A 16,150-nucleotide genomic window follows, 5' to 3' on the forward strand; every position below is an offset into this window, starting at 1 on the left:
AACATGATAAAAGCGAAGGGAAAGTGATGCCGAACACGGTATTAATGTGTTATATTTTGTCACCTTATACGTATCGAGTATACGATCAAAATATAGAGGGATATTGGCTCTATGAGCGATCTAGCTAAAGAGATCACGCCCGTAAACATTGAAGATGAGCTGAGAGGCTCTTATCTCGACTACGCGATGTCAGTTATCGTGGGTCGTGCTCTTCCAGATGTGCGTGATGGTCTAAAACCTGTTCACCGCCGCGTTTTGTTCGCGATGAATGTTCTAGGTAATGATTGGAATAAACCATATAAAAAGTCTGCCCGTGTGGTCGGCGATGTAATCGGTAAGTATCACCCACACGGTGATAGTGCGGTATACGACACCATCGTTCGTATGGCGCAGCCTTTCTCACTTCGCTACATGTTGGTCGATGGTCAAGGTAACTTCGGCTCGATTGACGGCGACTCTGCGGCGGCAATGCGTTATACCGAAGTCCGCATGGCGAAAATCGCTCATGAGTTGCTAGCGGATCTAGACAAAGAGACGGTTGACTACGTTCCTAACTATGATGGAACGGAACAAATTCCAGCCGTACTACCGACAAAAATTCCAAACCTTTTGGTTAATGGTGCGTCAGGTATCGCTGTAGGTATGGCGACAAACATTCCACCACATAACTTAAACGAAGTTATTGATGGCTGTTTGGCATACATCAAGAATGAAGACATCACGATTGACGAGCTCATGGATTACATCCCGGGCCCAGATTTCCCGACAGCGGCACTGATCAGTGGTCGTAAAGGCATCATCGATGCTTACAAGACGGGTCGTGGTAAGGTCTACATGCGTTCTAAAGCAGAGATCGAAGAAGACAAGAATGGTAAAGAAACCATCATTGTTACCGAGATCCCTTATCAGGTGAACAAAGCTCGCTTAATCGAAAAGATTGCAGAGCTAGTTAAAGATAAGAAAGTAGAAGGCATTAGCGCACTACGTGATGAGTCTGATAAAGACGGTATGCGCATTGTTATCGAATGTAAGCGTGACGCAGTAGGTGAAGTGGTTCTAAACAACCTGTACTCACAGACTCAGCTGCAAACGACATTCGGCATCAACATGGTTGCCCTAAACAATGGTCAGCCACAGCTGTTCAACCTTAAGGACATGCTGAAGTGCTTTGTTGATCACCGCCGTGAGGTTGTGACGCGCCGTACTATCTTCGAACTTCGTAAAGCAAGAGACCGTGCTCACATTCTAGAAGCGCTATCTCTAGCACTTGCGAACATCGATGAAGTTATTGAACTTATCAAGAACGCACCAACACCAGCTGAAGCAAAAGTAGGCCTGGTTTCTCGTGGTTGGGAGCTAGGTAGCGTAGCTTCTATGCTAGAGCGCGCTGGTACCGATGCAGCTCGTCCAGATTGGCTAGAAGACCAATACGGTATTCGTGACGGTCTGTACTACCTAACGGAACAACAAGCTCAAGCGATTCTTGAACTTCGCCTACACCGTTTAACTGGTCTAGAGCATGAGAAGATTCTTGATGAGTACAAAGCACTTCTAGAAGAAATTGCAGAACTGATGCACATTCTTGCAAGCACAGAGCGCTTGATGGAAGTGATCACCGAAGAACTTGAACTAGTTCAAGCAACTTATGGTGATGAGCGTCGTAGTGAAATCACAGCGGCGGTTCACGACATTGATATGGAAGAGCTAATCGCTCGTGAAGACGTAGTAGTCACTTTGTCTCACGAAGGTTATGTGAAGTATCAAATCCTAAGCGACTACGAAGCACAGCGTCGTGGTGGTAAAGGTAAGAGTGCGACTAAGATGAAGGAAGAGGATTACATCGAGCGTCTGCTTGTTGCAAATACTCACGACAATATCTTGTGCTTCTCTACGCGCGGTAAGACTTACCGTCTGAAAGTGTATCAATTGCCACTCGCAAGTCGTACTGCTCGTGGTAAGCCTATCGTTAACATTCTTCCACTAGAAGAAGGTGAGCGTATTACGGCGATTCTTCCTGTAAGTGAATTTAGCCCAGAGAAATTTATCTTTATGGCGACTGGTGACGGTACCGTTAAGAAGACTTCTCTAGACCAATTCTCTAACGTTCGTGCAAACGGCCTAATTGCTGTAAACCTACGTGATGATGATTCGCTAATCGGCGTTGATATTACCGATGGTCAAAGTGACATCATGCTGTTCTCGAAGCAAGGTAAAGTAGTTCGATTCAGCGAAGACAAAGTACGTGCTATGGGTCGTACTGCGGCAGGTGTCCGTGGTATGAAACTGGCAGATGAAGACCAAGTGGTGTCGTTGATTGTTCCTTCTAACCAAGGTGACATTCTAACCGTGACACAAAATGGTTACGGCAAGCGTACTGAGCTTGAAGAATACCCAACGAAAGGTCGTGCAACACAAGGTGTTGTATCTATCAAAGTTTCTGAGCGAAACGGTCCAGTAGTTGGCGCGATTCAAGTTGAAGAAGGCGACGAAATGATGATGATCACCGACGCAGGGACGCTAGTTCGTACTCGTGTTGCTGAAGTGAGTCAGGTTGGTCGTAATACTCAAGGTGTTACGCTTATCCGCACCGCGTCTGACGAGTCAGTCGTTGGTTTGCAGCGTATTGATGAAGTCGAAGAGTTAGAGTTGCCAGAGGGCGAAGAAGTTGAAGCAAATGCAGAGACTCAAGCGCCAGAATCTGGAGATTTAGCGGCTGACGACTCAGCGGCTGACGATTCTGCTACTGAAGACTAATCAACATTTGTAGTGAAAAACCTGTCTCAATGAGACAGGTTTTTTTTCGTCTCTAGAACGTTCAGAGTTGCTGTTTGACTAAATCGATTGTTGTGTTGGGATTTTTATAATCAATGGGTAGCTCAACAAGGATGTCATCATGGGCTAAAAATAAAGAAGGAAAGCTGTTACCGCCAATGCTACGAGCAAATCTTATCTCTTCCGAAAGCTGCTGACTGATCTCAGCTGAAAGAAAGTCATGTCTAAATGCTTCAATATCTAGTCCAACCTGTATAGCTAAGTCGAAAAGTACTTCTGACTCACTCGGATTCTTTGCTTCAAGATAATACGCCTGCTGTATAGCACGATACATGTCTTGTTCGGACTGCTGCTTACGTGCAGCCAGCACCGCGCGGCAGGCTGGGTAAGTGGAGCGTTTAGGCGTATTTAAGGTCCAAAACTCATGATTAAACTCAGTGCCTAAATAACTTTCGATTTTGCGCCAATAAGAGGCGATTTGAGTTTGCATTTCTGATGGCATTGGTACGTTGGAGTCGGGGGCTAAGCCTCCGAGCACGTATTGAATGTCTAGTTGGTCATCCAACTGTGTCTTAACCAAATTCCAAGTAGGTGCATAACCCCAGCACCATGAGCACATCGGGTCATAAACATAATACAGTTTCGCAGCTTTACTCATAAGATCATCCTTGTCTCTCGCTAAACGAAGAGTGTAATGGTTCACCTTATCATGAAAAATTGTCTTATAACCCACACTTGTTTGATTTAACACCTAGACTGGTATTTTTGATAGTGTAAATTATTATCATTATCAATGTGGAGTGTTGAAATGAAGAGTATTACTATTTTTGGTGCAAGCAGTGGCCTTGGCTTGGCTGCCGTTCGCTATTTTGCAAGTCAAGGAGTGGAAGTTATTGGTGTTGCAAGAGATCCGAAAAAGACCGACGAACTGGCCAGCTTGTGTGTTCAATTAATTGCTTGTGATGCAACTAAACAGCCGGATGTCGAGGCAGCGGTGGAATGTCTTCCGAAAGACACCGTAGTGCTTTCAACCATGGGCAGCTTTAGAGCCGAAGTACCGGTCGATTATCTCGGACACCGTCACTTGATAGACGCACTGGAGACAAAAGGTATTGAACGTTTCCTGTTGGTTACTTCATTAGGATGTGGAGATTCATGGAAGTTTCTTTCGGAGCGAGCGAAAGCAGGCTTTGGGGCAGCGGTAAGGGAGAAGTCCTTAGCTGAAGCTTGGTTAGCCAGCAGTCAACTGGAATACACAGTATTGAGACCTGGTGGATTGAAAGACGGGGAGGTGACAAATTGTGGGGAGTTATCGCAAGGAGTTGAAGTACATGGTGCGATCACTCGAAGTGAAGTCGCTCGCCTTGCACATCAAATTTTGTTGAACGAGGCGTCAATTGGTCAGATATACCAGTGTGTTGATCCGACGGTGAATTATAACTAAAGGAAATTTTCTACAGAAATACACGAGGCTCACCAACATGTCGATGAGCTTCATTGGTTATCTGTAATGCTACTCTACTCGGGTGTGATTGAGTGCGTAATTCCAAACACGATAAAAGTAAAATACATAGCCGATCCCTAATGTCAGTATTGAAATAACAAACCAGAGCAATACATGACCTAAGTCGCTAAATAGATCGATATCACAGTCCATTCTTCGCTCTCTGCCGGATTCATCAATGACGTAAGTACGATTAATGATGAACTTGGAAAATGAATAAGGGAAGAAAAACAGCGCGATGCCAAACGTGACAATGCTGAGAATTAACCAGATGAGTAAGTGGCCCAGAATGTCAAAGATAGCGACATCTGCTCGTAATCTCATAAGAGTACCTTATCGTAAATTAAATATGGCTTTCAACACTGAAAGCCATTTGAGGTTTATTGGGTAAGAGTTTGTTCTTGTATAACGGAATTATAGCGCTCAAAGCCCTGCTTGAGATCGTTAATCAGATCATCAATGCTTTCCAGCCCAATGTGAAGTCTAATTAGCGTCCCTTCAAAATTAGGCTTGGCTACCGTTCGTAATGAATTGAAGCTACTTGGTTCATTTGCCAACACTAAGCTTTCGAATCCACCCCAAGAATAACCCATACTAAAGTGCTTCATACCATCCAAAAATGCCGTTGTTGCTTTGGTATTACTGGTCTTAAGGATAAAGCTAAATAGCCCATTGCCGCCGGTGAAATCTCGGTGGAAATATTCACTGCCAGGGCATGTATCTAGGGCAGGGTGACGCACATGGTCGACTTCGGCACGCGTTGCTAACCACTTCGCAACTTGCAAACTGTTCTCTGCATGTTGGCGCAGCCGCACATCAAGCGTACGAATGCCACGAAGTCCTAAGTAGGCATCATCTGGAGAAACACATTGTCCCATCAGATAGCTTTGTTCACGCAATTGATCCCAGTACTTTTCGTGAGTTACTGCCGTACCCAGCATAACGTCGGAGTGACCAACGATGTATTTAGTAGCTGCTTGAATAGAAACGTCGACCCCGTGTTCAAAAGGTGAGAAATTCACACCAGCGCCCCAAGTATTATCAAGCATGACAATAATATCGGTTTCGTGTGCGATCTTAGCCATCAAAGGAACGTCTTGAACTTCCATTGTGATAGAGCCAGGTGATTCCAAAAATAGAATTTTGGTATTGGGCTGAATCAGTTCACGAATGCCTTCACCAATCATCGGATCATAGTAGGTCGTTTCTACCCCCATTTTCTTCATGATTGAATCACAAAAATCGCGCGTTGGTTCGTAGCAAGTATCCACCATCAGGATATGATCACCAGTCTCAACAAACGACAAAATGGCGTTAGAAATAGCGGCCGTGCCACATGGGTAAAGCGCGCATCCAACACCACCTTCAATTTCAGTCATAGCATCTTGAAAGGCAAAGTGTGTGTTAGTGCCTCTGCGTCCGTAGAACAGTGTCTTGTTGGCTCGGTTGATGGTGGCGTGCTTTTTTTCCGCCACGGTGTCAAAGACAACGGTAGAAGCTCGTTGTACAGGCGGGTTAACTACGCCGTTAGTCCATTTCTTACTGCGGCCAGCAGTTACAAATTTGGTGGTCTTGCTTTCTGACATTTAGATTCCCTGTCTTAGCCTTGAACTTTCGTGTAGGAAGGCGAGTTTTTAAAAGAGGATAGACGCAATAAAACACGAAGGCTAAAGAGTTTCAAGTCTTTAGCCTTCATAAAACGTTGTCGGGTAGGAGTGAAATCTAAGGTCAGAGCAGTGGGTTGAAGAGATAAAATAGTCTTTCAAAAAATCTATGATAAATACTTCTTTGCTTCCACACGCTGTAGTCGACTAACTCCGAGCGCTGAATATAGCTCGATTGTAGCTGGTGCATCTCTTTGGTGAAGCTTGGATCTTCCACAGCAAGGGTCACTTCAAAGTTAAGCCACAAGCTGCGCATGTCCATATTGACGGTTCCCACTAAGCAAAAGAGCTCGTCGATAACAACCGACTTAGTATGTAGTAAACCGCCATCAAACTCGTAGATTTTGACACCAGCGGAAAGTAAGTCAGTGTAAAATGCGCGTGATGCCCATTTCACCATAATCGAGTCGTTATTCTTCGGGATAATGAGCTCAACGTTGACCCCTCGTTGTGCGGTTGTTTTGATCGTTTCCAACAAATCAGCACTAGGTACAAAATAAGGTGTGGTGATTCTTACCGACTCTTCTGCCTGATGCATTGCGAGGGTGAGGACTTGCCCAATTAACTGGTCTGGCATACCTGGCCCAGACGGTACGACCTGAACTGGTTTAGAGTCTTTAGGGATCTCTATAGCGCATTCGGGTTGAGCTGGTAGCTGTCGATCGCCTGTTTCTACTTCCCAGTCCCAACAATGTATTGCAGACAGCACATTGACTGTAGGACCTTCGATACGGACCATAATATCAATCCATTGGCCCACGCCGGAGTTTTGCTTGAAGTAAGCGGGGTCGACCATGTTCATTGAGCCGGTGTAAGCCACTTCATCGTCTATAACGATGATTTTTCTGTGCTGACGGAGATCTAAGCGACGTAGGAAAATACGCCAAGGAGACACTTCTAGCCCTTCGACCAGTTCAATACCCGCATCACGCATCATTTGTGCCCAATGACTCTTTTTGAAGAACGTGGGGCTACCGGCGGAGTCAAGAAGGACTTTAACGTCTACACCGCGTTTGGCGGCTTGTATGAGCGCTGATGCAACCGAATCCGCTAATCCACCTGGATACCAAATGTAGAACACCATACGAATGCTCTCTTTGGCTTGCTCAATATCTTTGATCACTGATAACAGGATCTCTTGTGGTGTAGTTTGTAGCTGAAGTTGATTACCACATAGAGCTGGAATGCCCATTCTGTTGTTACACAGATGGTCGATTTTCGAAATATGAGTGCCTAACCCATCGGTAACATGTGCGTTGCAGTCATTCAGTTGATAAAACCAGTCACCAAATGGATGGAACATTTCCCTAGCTCGATCTGCTCGCTTTCTACCTAGGTTAAGCTCACCAAACATGAAGTAACATAAGACCCCAACGACTGGGATGATGTATATCACCATTAACCAAGCTAGAGAAACGCTGACGGCGCGGCGTTTTAGTACAACGCGCAAAGTGACACCAGCCACTAGGACCCAATAAAGTCCGATGCCTGCGAGAGTAAGAAAGTGGTATACCTTGTCCATTATGCCTCGATAGAAAGACGCTTTCGCAAATAATAAGCTCAGAATCAAGTATTTGGAATAGTTAGTTGCCTGTCAAATACAACCTGTTACACAAGCCATAAAAATTAATGAAATAGGTAATTTCTATACAAATCGGCGTTGTTTTGATGACGATGTTATTAATATCGAAGCACGGCATACCAAGTCGTAAGAGAATAGGAGAGTTGCTTAGTTGAGGGGTTTACAGTTGATGGAATAAACCGCAAACTATCGGCAAAGCGAATGGAAAATGGCCAGTTGGAAGTTTGGTGCTTCCAATTTTAAAGATAAGCTGTTTTACTTGCTATATCGCTCTTGGATATAAATTCCATATGAAGTGTAAACTAAAGATTACACTTCATATGTTTAAAAGCAAAAGATCGTGAGCACAGGGATAGGCTGCCAATCAAAGGCAGCTTTTTTGTGCGCCAAAATCATCTCATGGACAGCCGCAAACTCGTCTAGTTAATAGACACATATGGTACATACTGATGGCAAGTTCCGATAGAGGCCAATTCTCTTCTCGCTTTGGTTTTATTATGGCTGCTGCTGGTTCAGCAGTGGGTTTAGGTAATGTTTGGGGGTTCCCGACACAAACAGCCAGTAATGGCGGGGCCGCATTCCTCCTTATCTATCTTTTGATGATGGCTCTACTTGCTTTCCCAATGCTTGTCGCTGAGCTTACAATTGGTCGATATGGGCAATCTAACCCCATCGGATCACTACGAAAGATTTGGACAAATAATCGTTTATTAGCGGTGTTTTTTGGTACCACTGCAATGCTAACTGCATCAATGATCTTGAGCTTTTACGCCATCTTAGCTGGCTGGTTAATTGGCTTTGGAATCTCTCCAATTATGAAGTTAATTGGCTTACAGCAGTTTTCTGAATGGTTAATCACCTTTGGAACAGGACGCAACGTCCTCTTGACCGTCATATTTATGTTGATGACAGTGTTTGTGGTACGCCGTGGTGTCGCAGATGGTATCGAAAAATGGTCATCACGATTGATGCCAGTTTTGTTTGCACTGTTTTTGGTTCTCATTATCTACATTTTCACTCAAGACGGTGCTCTCGATGGGTTAAGAATGTACCTCGTTCCTAACTGGGAGCATGTAAATGGGGGATTGGTCGTTAACGCTATGGGGCAAGCATTTTTCTCCCTGTCGCTCGGCGTTGGTGCGATGATGGTTTATGGTTCTTATCTAAGTAAAGATGTCAATATTCCCAAGACGGCGGGTCAAGTCGCCATAATTGATACTGGTGTAGCGTTTTTTGCTGGTTTACTAATTCTTCCAGCAATGTTCGTTGCAAAAGCAAATGGTGTGCAGATCTTTAGTGAAACAGGTCAGCTGATCAGTTCAGGAAATCTTGTATTTACGGTCTTACCAAGTTTGTTTGACTCAATGGGATTAGTGGGAGAGGTGGTTGGTGTCGCCTTCTTCGCTTTAATGGTGATCGCTGCCTTGACGTCATCTATTGCTATGTTGGAAGTACCAGTATCGTGTTTGCAAGAAGAATTAAAAATCAAGCGAGAGAAGTCAGCCATTATTCTGGGTGCTGCTATTCTTTTGTTCAGCGTACTCATCGCTGCGAATTTCGATACGCTATTTGATTGGGTAGCTAAAGTGTCAACCATGTATATGCAGCCATTGTTGGGAGTGGTTTGGGCTGTGGTTATTGGTTGGGTTTGGAGTCGGAATGCTCTGCTTAAAGAAATTCAACAAGGCAACCCAGAGATCGAGAAAACTTGGTTTTGGCGTATTTGGCCTATTTACGTCAAAGTGGTTTGTCCTATCGCCATCATAATGGTGTTTGCTTACCCATTCTTGTAAGCAATCTACACATTATCGCAAACTAGAAGCTGCTCATTGAGCAGCTTTTGTGTATTATCCCTGCCCATTATTCCTTAGCGATAAGGCATCGTATGTTCGATATTCATTATGAAAATGAGGACTTTGTTGTCATCAACAAATATCCAGGAGTTAGCGTTCATAAAGATGATGGCGACACTATGTTGGTGTCGGACGTTGCAATTGCTATTGGCGCATCGTCACTTCATCTGGTCCATCGACTCGATAAAATGACATCGGGATTACTGATATTAGCCAAACGAGCTGAAGTCGCGGCACAGTTTTCACGCTTATTTGAGCAACGCGACATAGACAAGTATTACCTAGCTATAGGCAGTAAAAAGCCAAAGAAAAAGCAAGGGACGATAATTGGCGATATGGAGCGCTCAAGACGCTCGTCTTGGAAGTTGGTTAATTCAAAGAATAATCCAGCGGTGACACAGTTTTTTTCTGCTGCAGCAGAAAACGGTGAACGGGTCTTTTTGTGTAAGCCGCTGTCCGGCAAAACACACCAAATTCGTGTTGCATTGAAGTCGATTGGTTCTCCAATTAAAGGCGATGCTATCTATAACACGAGTGACAGTTCTGATCGTGGCTATTTACATGCCTATGCGCTGCGCTTTGAGCTAAGTGGTGAGTTGTTTCAGTTTAGGTGTGACCCGCGAGAGGGTTCTCTTGGGGAAAAATGGCGCTCAGCAGAAGTTGAGGACGCTATCGATAAATGGTCACAACCGTGGGAGTTAGCATGGCCGAAAAAATAGAACAGACAAACAGCGAAAACGAGGCGATGCAAGCTAGCCAGTTAGGTGTATTCTTTGAGCAAATCTCAATTGGGCTGTCTCAATCCAATGCAGAGGTAAGACGTCTTTTTCACGGTAGAGGAAAGTGCTGGCCAGGTTTGGAGCAATTAACTTGTGATTGGGCATCTAATCAGTTGCTGGTGAATTTGTTCAAGCCCGTTGATGAGACGTTTATGGCTGTGCTCACGCAAGGGCTTGAGGATTTATCAACTAGCGAACTTTGGCAACAAGTGCAAGGCAAGTCGATTGTCTTACAGCACCGGTACAGTGATGGCGCACCAACAGAAGTCTTATGGGGTGAGCTTGACCAAAGACCAGTTGTCTCAGAGCTAGGTTGTAAATATCAACTCGATATTGGTCGCAACCAAAACTTTGGACTTTTCCTTGATATGAGAAATGGTCGGGAGTGGGTCAAAGACCGTGCTGCTGGAAAGCGAGTCCTTAACCTTTTTGCCTACACATGTGGATTCTCCGTTGCAGCAATTGAAGGTGGGGCAGAACATGTGGTTAACGTTGATATGGCGCGCGCGTCGTTAAATAAAGGACGCGATAATCACCGATTAAATGACCATGACACGTCTAAAGTAACCTTTATGGCGCACGATATCTTTAAGTCGTGGGGCAAAATCAAAAAGCACGGACCCTATGACATCATTGTTATCGATCCTCCGTCGTTCCAAAAAGGGAGTTTTGCCTTGACTAAGGATTACAAAAAGATCTTACGACGTTTGCCTGAACTGTTGAATAAGCAAGGTGAGGTGATGGCGTGTGTGAACTCTCCTAGTGTTACACCAAGCTTTCTGATTGACAGCATGAAAGAAGAAGCACCAACACTTGCTTATATTGAGCGATTAGCTAATCCATCAGAGTTTGCTGATAAAGATGACGATGCCAGTTTGAAGGTATTACTCTTTCGCTAAATAAACTTAAAATAAAAAACGGCACGTTGCGTGCCGTTTTCTGTAGGAAGTAATTGGAATTAGTTCATCCAATCTTTCAATTCGAACGTAAGTGTGTGCTCCGCGCCTTTTAGCTCAAGACCGTTTTTAGTGACGGTGATATCGCTCCAATCTGACAACGTCTTAGACATCGTTTGTTCAATATCCATCGCTGTGCCGGCACACATCTTCATAGTCATCCCCATTTTTTCGATGCGGAATTGACCATCTTTAAGCTCACCTTGACCGAAGAAGTTGTTACAACCAGCATTGCCGTTTGCCGTCATCTTTTCACCGATCTCTAGGCGAGGTGTTTGGTTCTGTTCATCAACTTGAATAGCGTTGCCGTCAATTTGAACCAAGTTCCAATTGTGGTGTTGAAGATCTTGTGCGGTTACAGCTTTCATCGCTTCCTCTTTAGTGTCGTTCGCGGCACAAGCCGTCATTAGTACTGGAAGTGCAACTGCGGCAAGTAACTTCTTAGAAAAAATCTTCATATAATTTGCTCCAACTGAATGAAATTGTTGACAAGCCTAACTAATAAAACACTGTTTTTTGTCAGGAGTAGGTTATGTTTAGTATAGTGGTTTTTTAATTGGATAAGTGTAAACCATTGCGTAACAGTGATATTGGATTCGCAAAAGCCACATAAATCAGACTATTCTTACTATCCAAGTTTGTTTTCGCTCAAAGAGTGTAGTCCAAATATATGAATAAAGGATGTCGATGGAGCAACTAGAGTTTTTCACCGTACCAAGTCCATGCGTACGTGTATGCACAGTTGATGAGAAAGGGTATTGTCAAGGATGCATGCGTAAGCGTGATGAGCGTTTTAATTGGTTGAGCTTCACCACCGCACAGCAACTTCATATTATTAAATTATGTCGTCAACGTTATCGCCGCAAACTAATGCAAGGCAAAATACCGGTGACAAACGCGGTACTGGAAGAGGACAATAGCCCTCAACAAGATTTGTTTTAAAGCAGGAGCGATATCGCTCCTGCTTCTTTCCTCTAGTTTATCTCTGGGGTGGTTGGAATATAAAGTCCCCAAGTGTCAGTAAAGTAGGCACTCCAAATCGCATCGTATTGTGGCTCATAAGAATCTTTGTCCAGTACTAACACGCCAGCGCCGTGTTCGCCTTTAAAGTAAGGAACGATGGTGCGAGTGAAAGTGTTATCATCATTGGTCAATACAAGGTGACCGGAACTGTTTACTGTCCAGCTATAGTTGCTTCTACTTGTGTTGCCACTACTCTTCCATGTTTCTCTCAAGCTGCTTCCATTGCTATACAGTGTCCAAAAACGAACCTCAGTATCTGATGACTTACGTCGAGTTAAGCGAGAGTCCTGCACATCACTAACGGTAAAACTAAGCGCCCCACCACAGTTAGCTAGTTGGGTACTAAAGTTGTCAGCAGTCGCACTGTCACCTTCAATATCGACATCACACCATTCAAAACCTTCTGTTCGACGTATTCCGCGAATCGACTCATTAATAACTTTTAGCCAAATCTCTTGAGAGTTGAGACCCTCATCAACAAGCTGATTAACAAATTCATCCAAGTCAGCGGCATATTGTCCCCAGTATTCCGGATAGGTCGTAGTAGTTCCATCTATAGTTACCGAGTATTTTTGCCCGCTTTCATTTTTAAAAAAGCTGTGCCCAGTAAGCTCATAATGGTTCCATTTGAGCAGTGTGCGTATGTCCGTGCTGCTTCTTTCCACGGTAGTTTCGTCCCACTTATGGAATACCTGCGTCTCGTTTTGGTCATCAAGCTCGGGTGAGTTGGTGCTCTCATCTAATAGCGATTTAGACCCAAAATTTCGAACCACTTCATGCCCATTGCTATCTTCTGAAATCTCGACGGTCCAATCTTGCCAGTAGTTAAACTGATATTCTGAACTCTCAGATCCATCCCAATTCCAAACAGGTTGTTGATATCGATATACTTCACTATCGTCTGCGTTTAATTCGACGGTGTCGATTGAGTTAAAGGTGTCATCGGCATTCCAATCCATGTACACGACATTTTTCTCTGCACCGGTGAAGTACTCCCAAGATTCACTGTACTCTTTGTAGGACGCTACGCTTAAGTCACTCGAGTCAGAGACCTTAAATTCTGTCATATTCACTGTAGTAAATTCATACTCACTGGTCGCGGATTTATTTCGAGTAATCATTTGTTTTGAATCAACACCCGAAAGATCACCGCTCTCAATAGCAGCAGCTAGCGCATCTACCGAATCGTAAGTCAGGTTTCTTTCTGGTATATCTTCAACAATGTTGTTGCCAACAATATCTCCTGGGTTGGATTCATCGAAATAACGTTCGTAGGTATCAATCGTAACCCCGTCGACCTTGGTTTCAGTCCCAACATCGTAGAAGAAGCTGGAATAATCGAGAGTGCCGTCTAGATTTAGGTCGGCTTGATAACTGTGTTTTTCGGTGTAGCTACCATTGCTGTCCTGAGAATAGACTTCGGTGAATTGGCTATAAACTTGTTCATCTGCGCCTTCAGGCGTGTAGTAAGTGGTTTCGCTATACTCGTATTCGGTTACGCCGTCTTTTTTCTTTTCTATCTCTTCCCACTCATAACGAACGGAGATTTCTAAATCCGTATGCTCGGGAGTGAAAACCCAAGTACCGGAGTCAGATTCCTTAGTGATTTCTGCACCAGGGTTGAGTGTCTCGAGTTCTTTGATTTCGTTCTCTAGCGTGACTTTAGCTGAAACCTTAGATTCTGCCGCGCTCATTAGTTCACTTTTAGCGTCGCCACCCTCAAGAATAAAGTCACCCGTTAGCAGATTAACCAGTGCTTCGTCAGATAGGTTACTGGACAAACTTTGTTTAATCTCTGCTACTTTATCATCGACTGCTTTTTTAACTAAGCTATCAATATTGTTTTGAAACGCTTCCATTTGTTCGCTTGTGAGCGAATCCAGCTCATTTTGGTCTAACATAGTGTTTAAAGTAGACTGAATTGCTTCATGCGCTTCCGTTGTAAACGGGTTGATAATCCCCCCCTCCAGGCTCCCCTGGCTTTCTAAGCTAGTAAGATCGGCTTTACTTAATGGAGGCATACTTAGCGTTATGAAATGACTGGTTTGAGAGGCAGAAAATACCGTTTTTAATGTTCCCACCTCTAATAGTGACTGCAACTCTGATTCTGTGGCGGGTGGGGTATCTCCTACATCAACGGATTCATTAGTAATTTCGGCGAGAATAGGTAACCCTACTAGCTTGTTTTGCTGTTCTTCCGAAAGCTCCAACGTATATGAACCATCCAATCCCGACTTTGCTTGTGGGTCGCTACTGTCTCTTACACTATTTTGGTTGATATCAATCCAAACCAAAGCCTGATAGATATATCCATCAACCACTTTGCCCTGTAATGCATAGCTATTAACACTTGATGTGCCGGAATCATCATCACTTCCACCACAAGCAGCAAGCACTGACACAATAGACAGAGTCAGCGCAGATTTTACAAATTTCATAGTAAGCCTCATTTCCTTTGAAGGTTTATTACCTAGCCCAAACTGACGTTGTTTTTATATTTGGACAGATGGCTATTAATAAAATCGACAATGGAGGATGACGCAACGCTATGGCTTTGTTTCCCCCCAAGTGGGGGGGGCAGTCAGATTAGTAGTTGTGAGAATCATCACAATTAGCTCTGCCTGTTTTCTGGTTCCTGTTTTGGAATAGATTGACTTTAAATGATCTTTAATCGTGTGCGGTGACCGATTGAGTTGGTCGGCAATTTCCTGACGACTGTATCCTCGTAATGTGTATTCACACACGCGAATTTCTGTTTCCGATAACTGATAAAGATCGTGAAGAAGCGTTGGGTTAATTTGAGGATGAGAAGTTTTATCGATCAAATAAACTAGAACACCTTGTATCCCTGTTTCTACTTGAATTGGTGTAAAAACCAAAGTGAGCTTTCGCGTTGAAGTGTCAAGGATGTTTAAGACCTGAAATGTTTGATCTTCGGAAAAATCAAGGCAACAGGTTTTTAGAGCCTTCACGGTAAACTGTCGAAAATAGTCGGGGTTTTCAAAAATGACTTGTTGACCATCGATGTACACGTCTTCCAGCTCATGGAGCAGTTGACGAGCTTTACTATTTGATTGGAGCAGCTCTACTCTGGGGCCAAACACTAAGGTAGGTTGGGTAATATGTTCGATGATATTTGCCCAATTCGAGAAATTGCCATGCTTGGCATTTTGCTGATACAAGAGATACGCCTGTTTAATGTGAGGCATAAGATTATCCAAAATCAGCATCTCTTTAGGTTCAAATGGGCCTTGAGCAATGAGTCTGTGTGCCGCGATGCAAGCGACACTCTCACTGTCATGGTGTATGACTGCACCACACATATCTCGATACCCATGGGAATCAAACCACTCTTCGGACTCCAGAATAGTTCCCGAACGCGTTTCAATAGGGGAGCGACCAATGTCCTTATCAAGGGAGTAGAAACGACTCATCGGATTGCTTTGTACATAGTCCATAACATAGTTAGCACTATCCAATTTGCGATCTACAAACTCGATTAAGGCGGGAGCTTTGGGACCAGAGAGCCAGGCAGAATAGACATCTAGTGTCGACTTTTTGGTGAAGTATATGGTTGCATCAGCAAGGTTAAACACCTCGACCAACTTATCTAGAAACGGTTGAAATCCTGTTGGAGACAGACTTGCCGAATAGAGTAATTCCAACAATTCGCTATATTGAGCAAACAGTTCAACATAACTTGTATCGATATCATCCTGCTGTGGGCTTGTAAGTGACTTTTCCATATGTAGTGTGAATCTGATTTTGGTTGTCTTAATGGCAATATTGTTAGTAGTAAGAGGTAAATATAGGTTGCTATTCTGTATGCTGAATGAGTTGCACAGTGTTTAAGTGCATTTTGAGGGTGCGATCAAACTAATTCAAAGCACTAATGAGTATGTTGTTACTTATAGGTACCTAGAACAACTTCAGAGATGCCGCTGACTGACTTTTTAAATGTAGCGAATAGGGGAAAATAAAGAGATTAAGGCTGGTCTTTATTCCACAGTTTGAGCA

13 protein-coding genes are annotated in these 16,150 nt (G+C 43.8%); 6 read left to right on the forward strand and 7 right to left on the reverse strand.

The window, feature by feature from the left end; translation table 11 throughout:
* The first annotated feature begins 111 nt into the window (after positions 1–111).
* Entirely contained in the window at positions 112–2,754 is a 2,643-nt protein-coding gene (gene gyrA, locus MMA19_RS16130) for a DNA topoisomerase (ATP-hydrolyzing) subunit A (protein WP_240206670.1), read from the forward strand.
* Between the two features lie 61 nt (positions 2,755–2,815).
* Here gyrA and MMA19_RS16135 read toward each other — a convergent pair whose 3' ends face one another.
* Positions 2,816–3,430 carry a DsbA family protein gene (locus MMA19_RS16135; RefSeq protein ID WP_239914056.1) on the reverse strand — a complete coding sequence of 205 codons (615 nt, stop codon included), beginning with the start codon at positions 3,428–3,430 and terminating at the stop codon, positions 2,816–2,818.
* Between the two features lie 150 nt (positions 3,431–3,580).
* Here MMA19_RS16135 and MMA19_RS16140 point away from each other — a divergent pair, with 150 nt between their 5' ends.
* Positions 3,581–4,216, forward strand: a complete 636-nt coding sequence (locus MMA19_RS16140) for an SDR family NAD(P)-dependent oxidoreductase (RefSeq protein WP_240206671.1) — start codon at positions 3,581–3,583, stop codon at positions 4,214–4,216.
* 69 nt (positions 4,217–4,285) lie between these two features.
* On the opposite strand, the gene MMA19_RS16145 is transcribed toward MMA19_RS16140, so the two are convergent.
* The 3 genes from MMA19_RS16145 to cls form a co-directional block, all read right to left on the reverse strand.
* Complete coding sequence (locus MMA19_RS16145; protein WP_006072214.1) at positions 4,286–4,600, reverse strand: DUF6693 family protein; 315 nt, start codon at positions 4,598–4,600, stop codon at positions 4,286–4,288.
* Positions 4,601–4,656: 56 nt separating this feature from the next.
* On the reverse strand, positions 4,657–5,862 hold the full coding sequence (locus MMA19_RS16150; protein WP_240206672.1) for a cystathionine beta-lyase: 1,206 nt from the start codon (positions 5,860–5,862) through the stop codon (positions 4,657–4,659).
* Between the two features lie 142 nt (positions 5,863–6,004).
* Entirely contained in the window at positions 6,005–7,462 is a 1,458-nt protein-coding gene (cls, locus tag MMA19_RS16155; protein ID WP_038228207.1) for a cardiolipin synthase, read from the reverse strand.
* Positions 7,463–7,971: 509 nt separating this feature from the next.
* Between cls and MMA19_RS16160 the strand changes: the two genes are divergently transcribed.
* The 3 genes from MMA19_RS16160 (at position 7,972) to MMA19_RS16170 (ending at position 11,053) form a co-directional block, all read left to right on the forward strand.
* Positions 7,972–9,315 carry a sodium-dependent transporter gene (locus MMA19_RS16160; protein WP_240206673.1) on the forward strand — a complete coding sequence of 448 codons (1,344 nt, stop codon included), beginning with the start codon at positions 7,972–7,974 and terminating at the stop codon, positions 9,313–9,315.
* Positions 9,316–9,407: 92 nt separating this feature from the next.
* Positions 9,408–10,094 carry a TIGR01621 family pseudouridine synthase gene (locus MMA19_RS16165; protein ID WP_006072220.1) on the forward strand — a complete coding sequence of 229 codons (687 nt, stop codon included), beginning with the start codon at positions 9,408–9,410 and terminating at the stop codon, positions 10,092–10,094.
* Between the two features lie 26 nt (positions 10,095–10,120).
* Positions 10,121–11,053: a class I SAM-dependent methyltransferase gene (locus MMA19_RS16170; RefSeq protein WP_038222543.1), complete on the forward strand. Its 933-nt coding sequence runs from the start codon at positions 10,121–10,123 to the stop codon at positions 11,051–11,053.
* A gap of 59 nt (positions 11,054–11,112) precedes the next feature.
* Here the strand turns inward: MMA19_RS16170 and MMA19_RS16175 are convergent, their stop codons facing one another.
* Positions 11,113–11,568, reverse strand: coding sequence for an META domain-containing protein (locus MMA19_RS16175; RefSeq protein ID WP_006072222.1), 456 nt, complete (start codon positions 11,566–11,568; stop codon positions 11,113–11,115).
* 229 nt (positions 11,569–11,797) lie between these two features.
* On the opposite strand from MMA19_RS16175, the gene MMA19_RS16180 reads away from it, so the two are divergent.
* Positions 11,798–12,052, forward strand: a complete 255-nt coding sequence (locus tag MMA19_RS16180) for a DUF1289 domain-containing protein (RefSeq protein ID WP_240206674.1) — start codon at positions 11,798–11,800, stop codon at positions 12,050–12,052.
* Between the two features lie 32 nt (positions 12,053–12,084).
* Here the strand turns inward: MMA19_RS16180 and MMA19_RS16185 are convergent, their stop codons facing one another.
* Complete coding sequence (locus tag MMA19_RS16185; RefSeq protein WP_240206675.1) at positions 12,085–14,571, reverse strand: hypothetical protein; 2,487 nt, start codon at positions 14,569–14,571, stop codon at positions 12,085–12,087.
* Between the two features lie 108 nt (positions 14,572–14,679).
* Positions 14,680–15,879 carry a helix-turn-helix transcriptional regulator gene (locus MMA19_RS16190; RefSeq protein WP_240206676.1) on the reverse strand — a complete coding sequence of 400 codons (1,200 nt, stop codon included), beginning with the start codon at positions 15,877–15,879 and terminating at the stop codon, positions 14,680–14,682.
* Between the last annotated feature and the right edge of the window lie 271 nt (positions 15,880–16,150).

The sequence above is a fragment of the Vibrio sp. CyArs1 genome (assembly GCF_022432925.1).
Lineage (GTDB): Bacteria > Pseudomonadota > Gammaproteobacteria > Enterobacterales > Vibrionaceae > Vibrio > Vibrio mediterranei.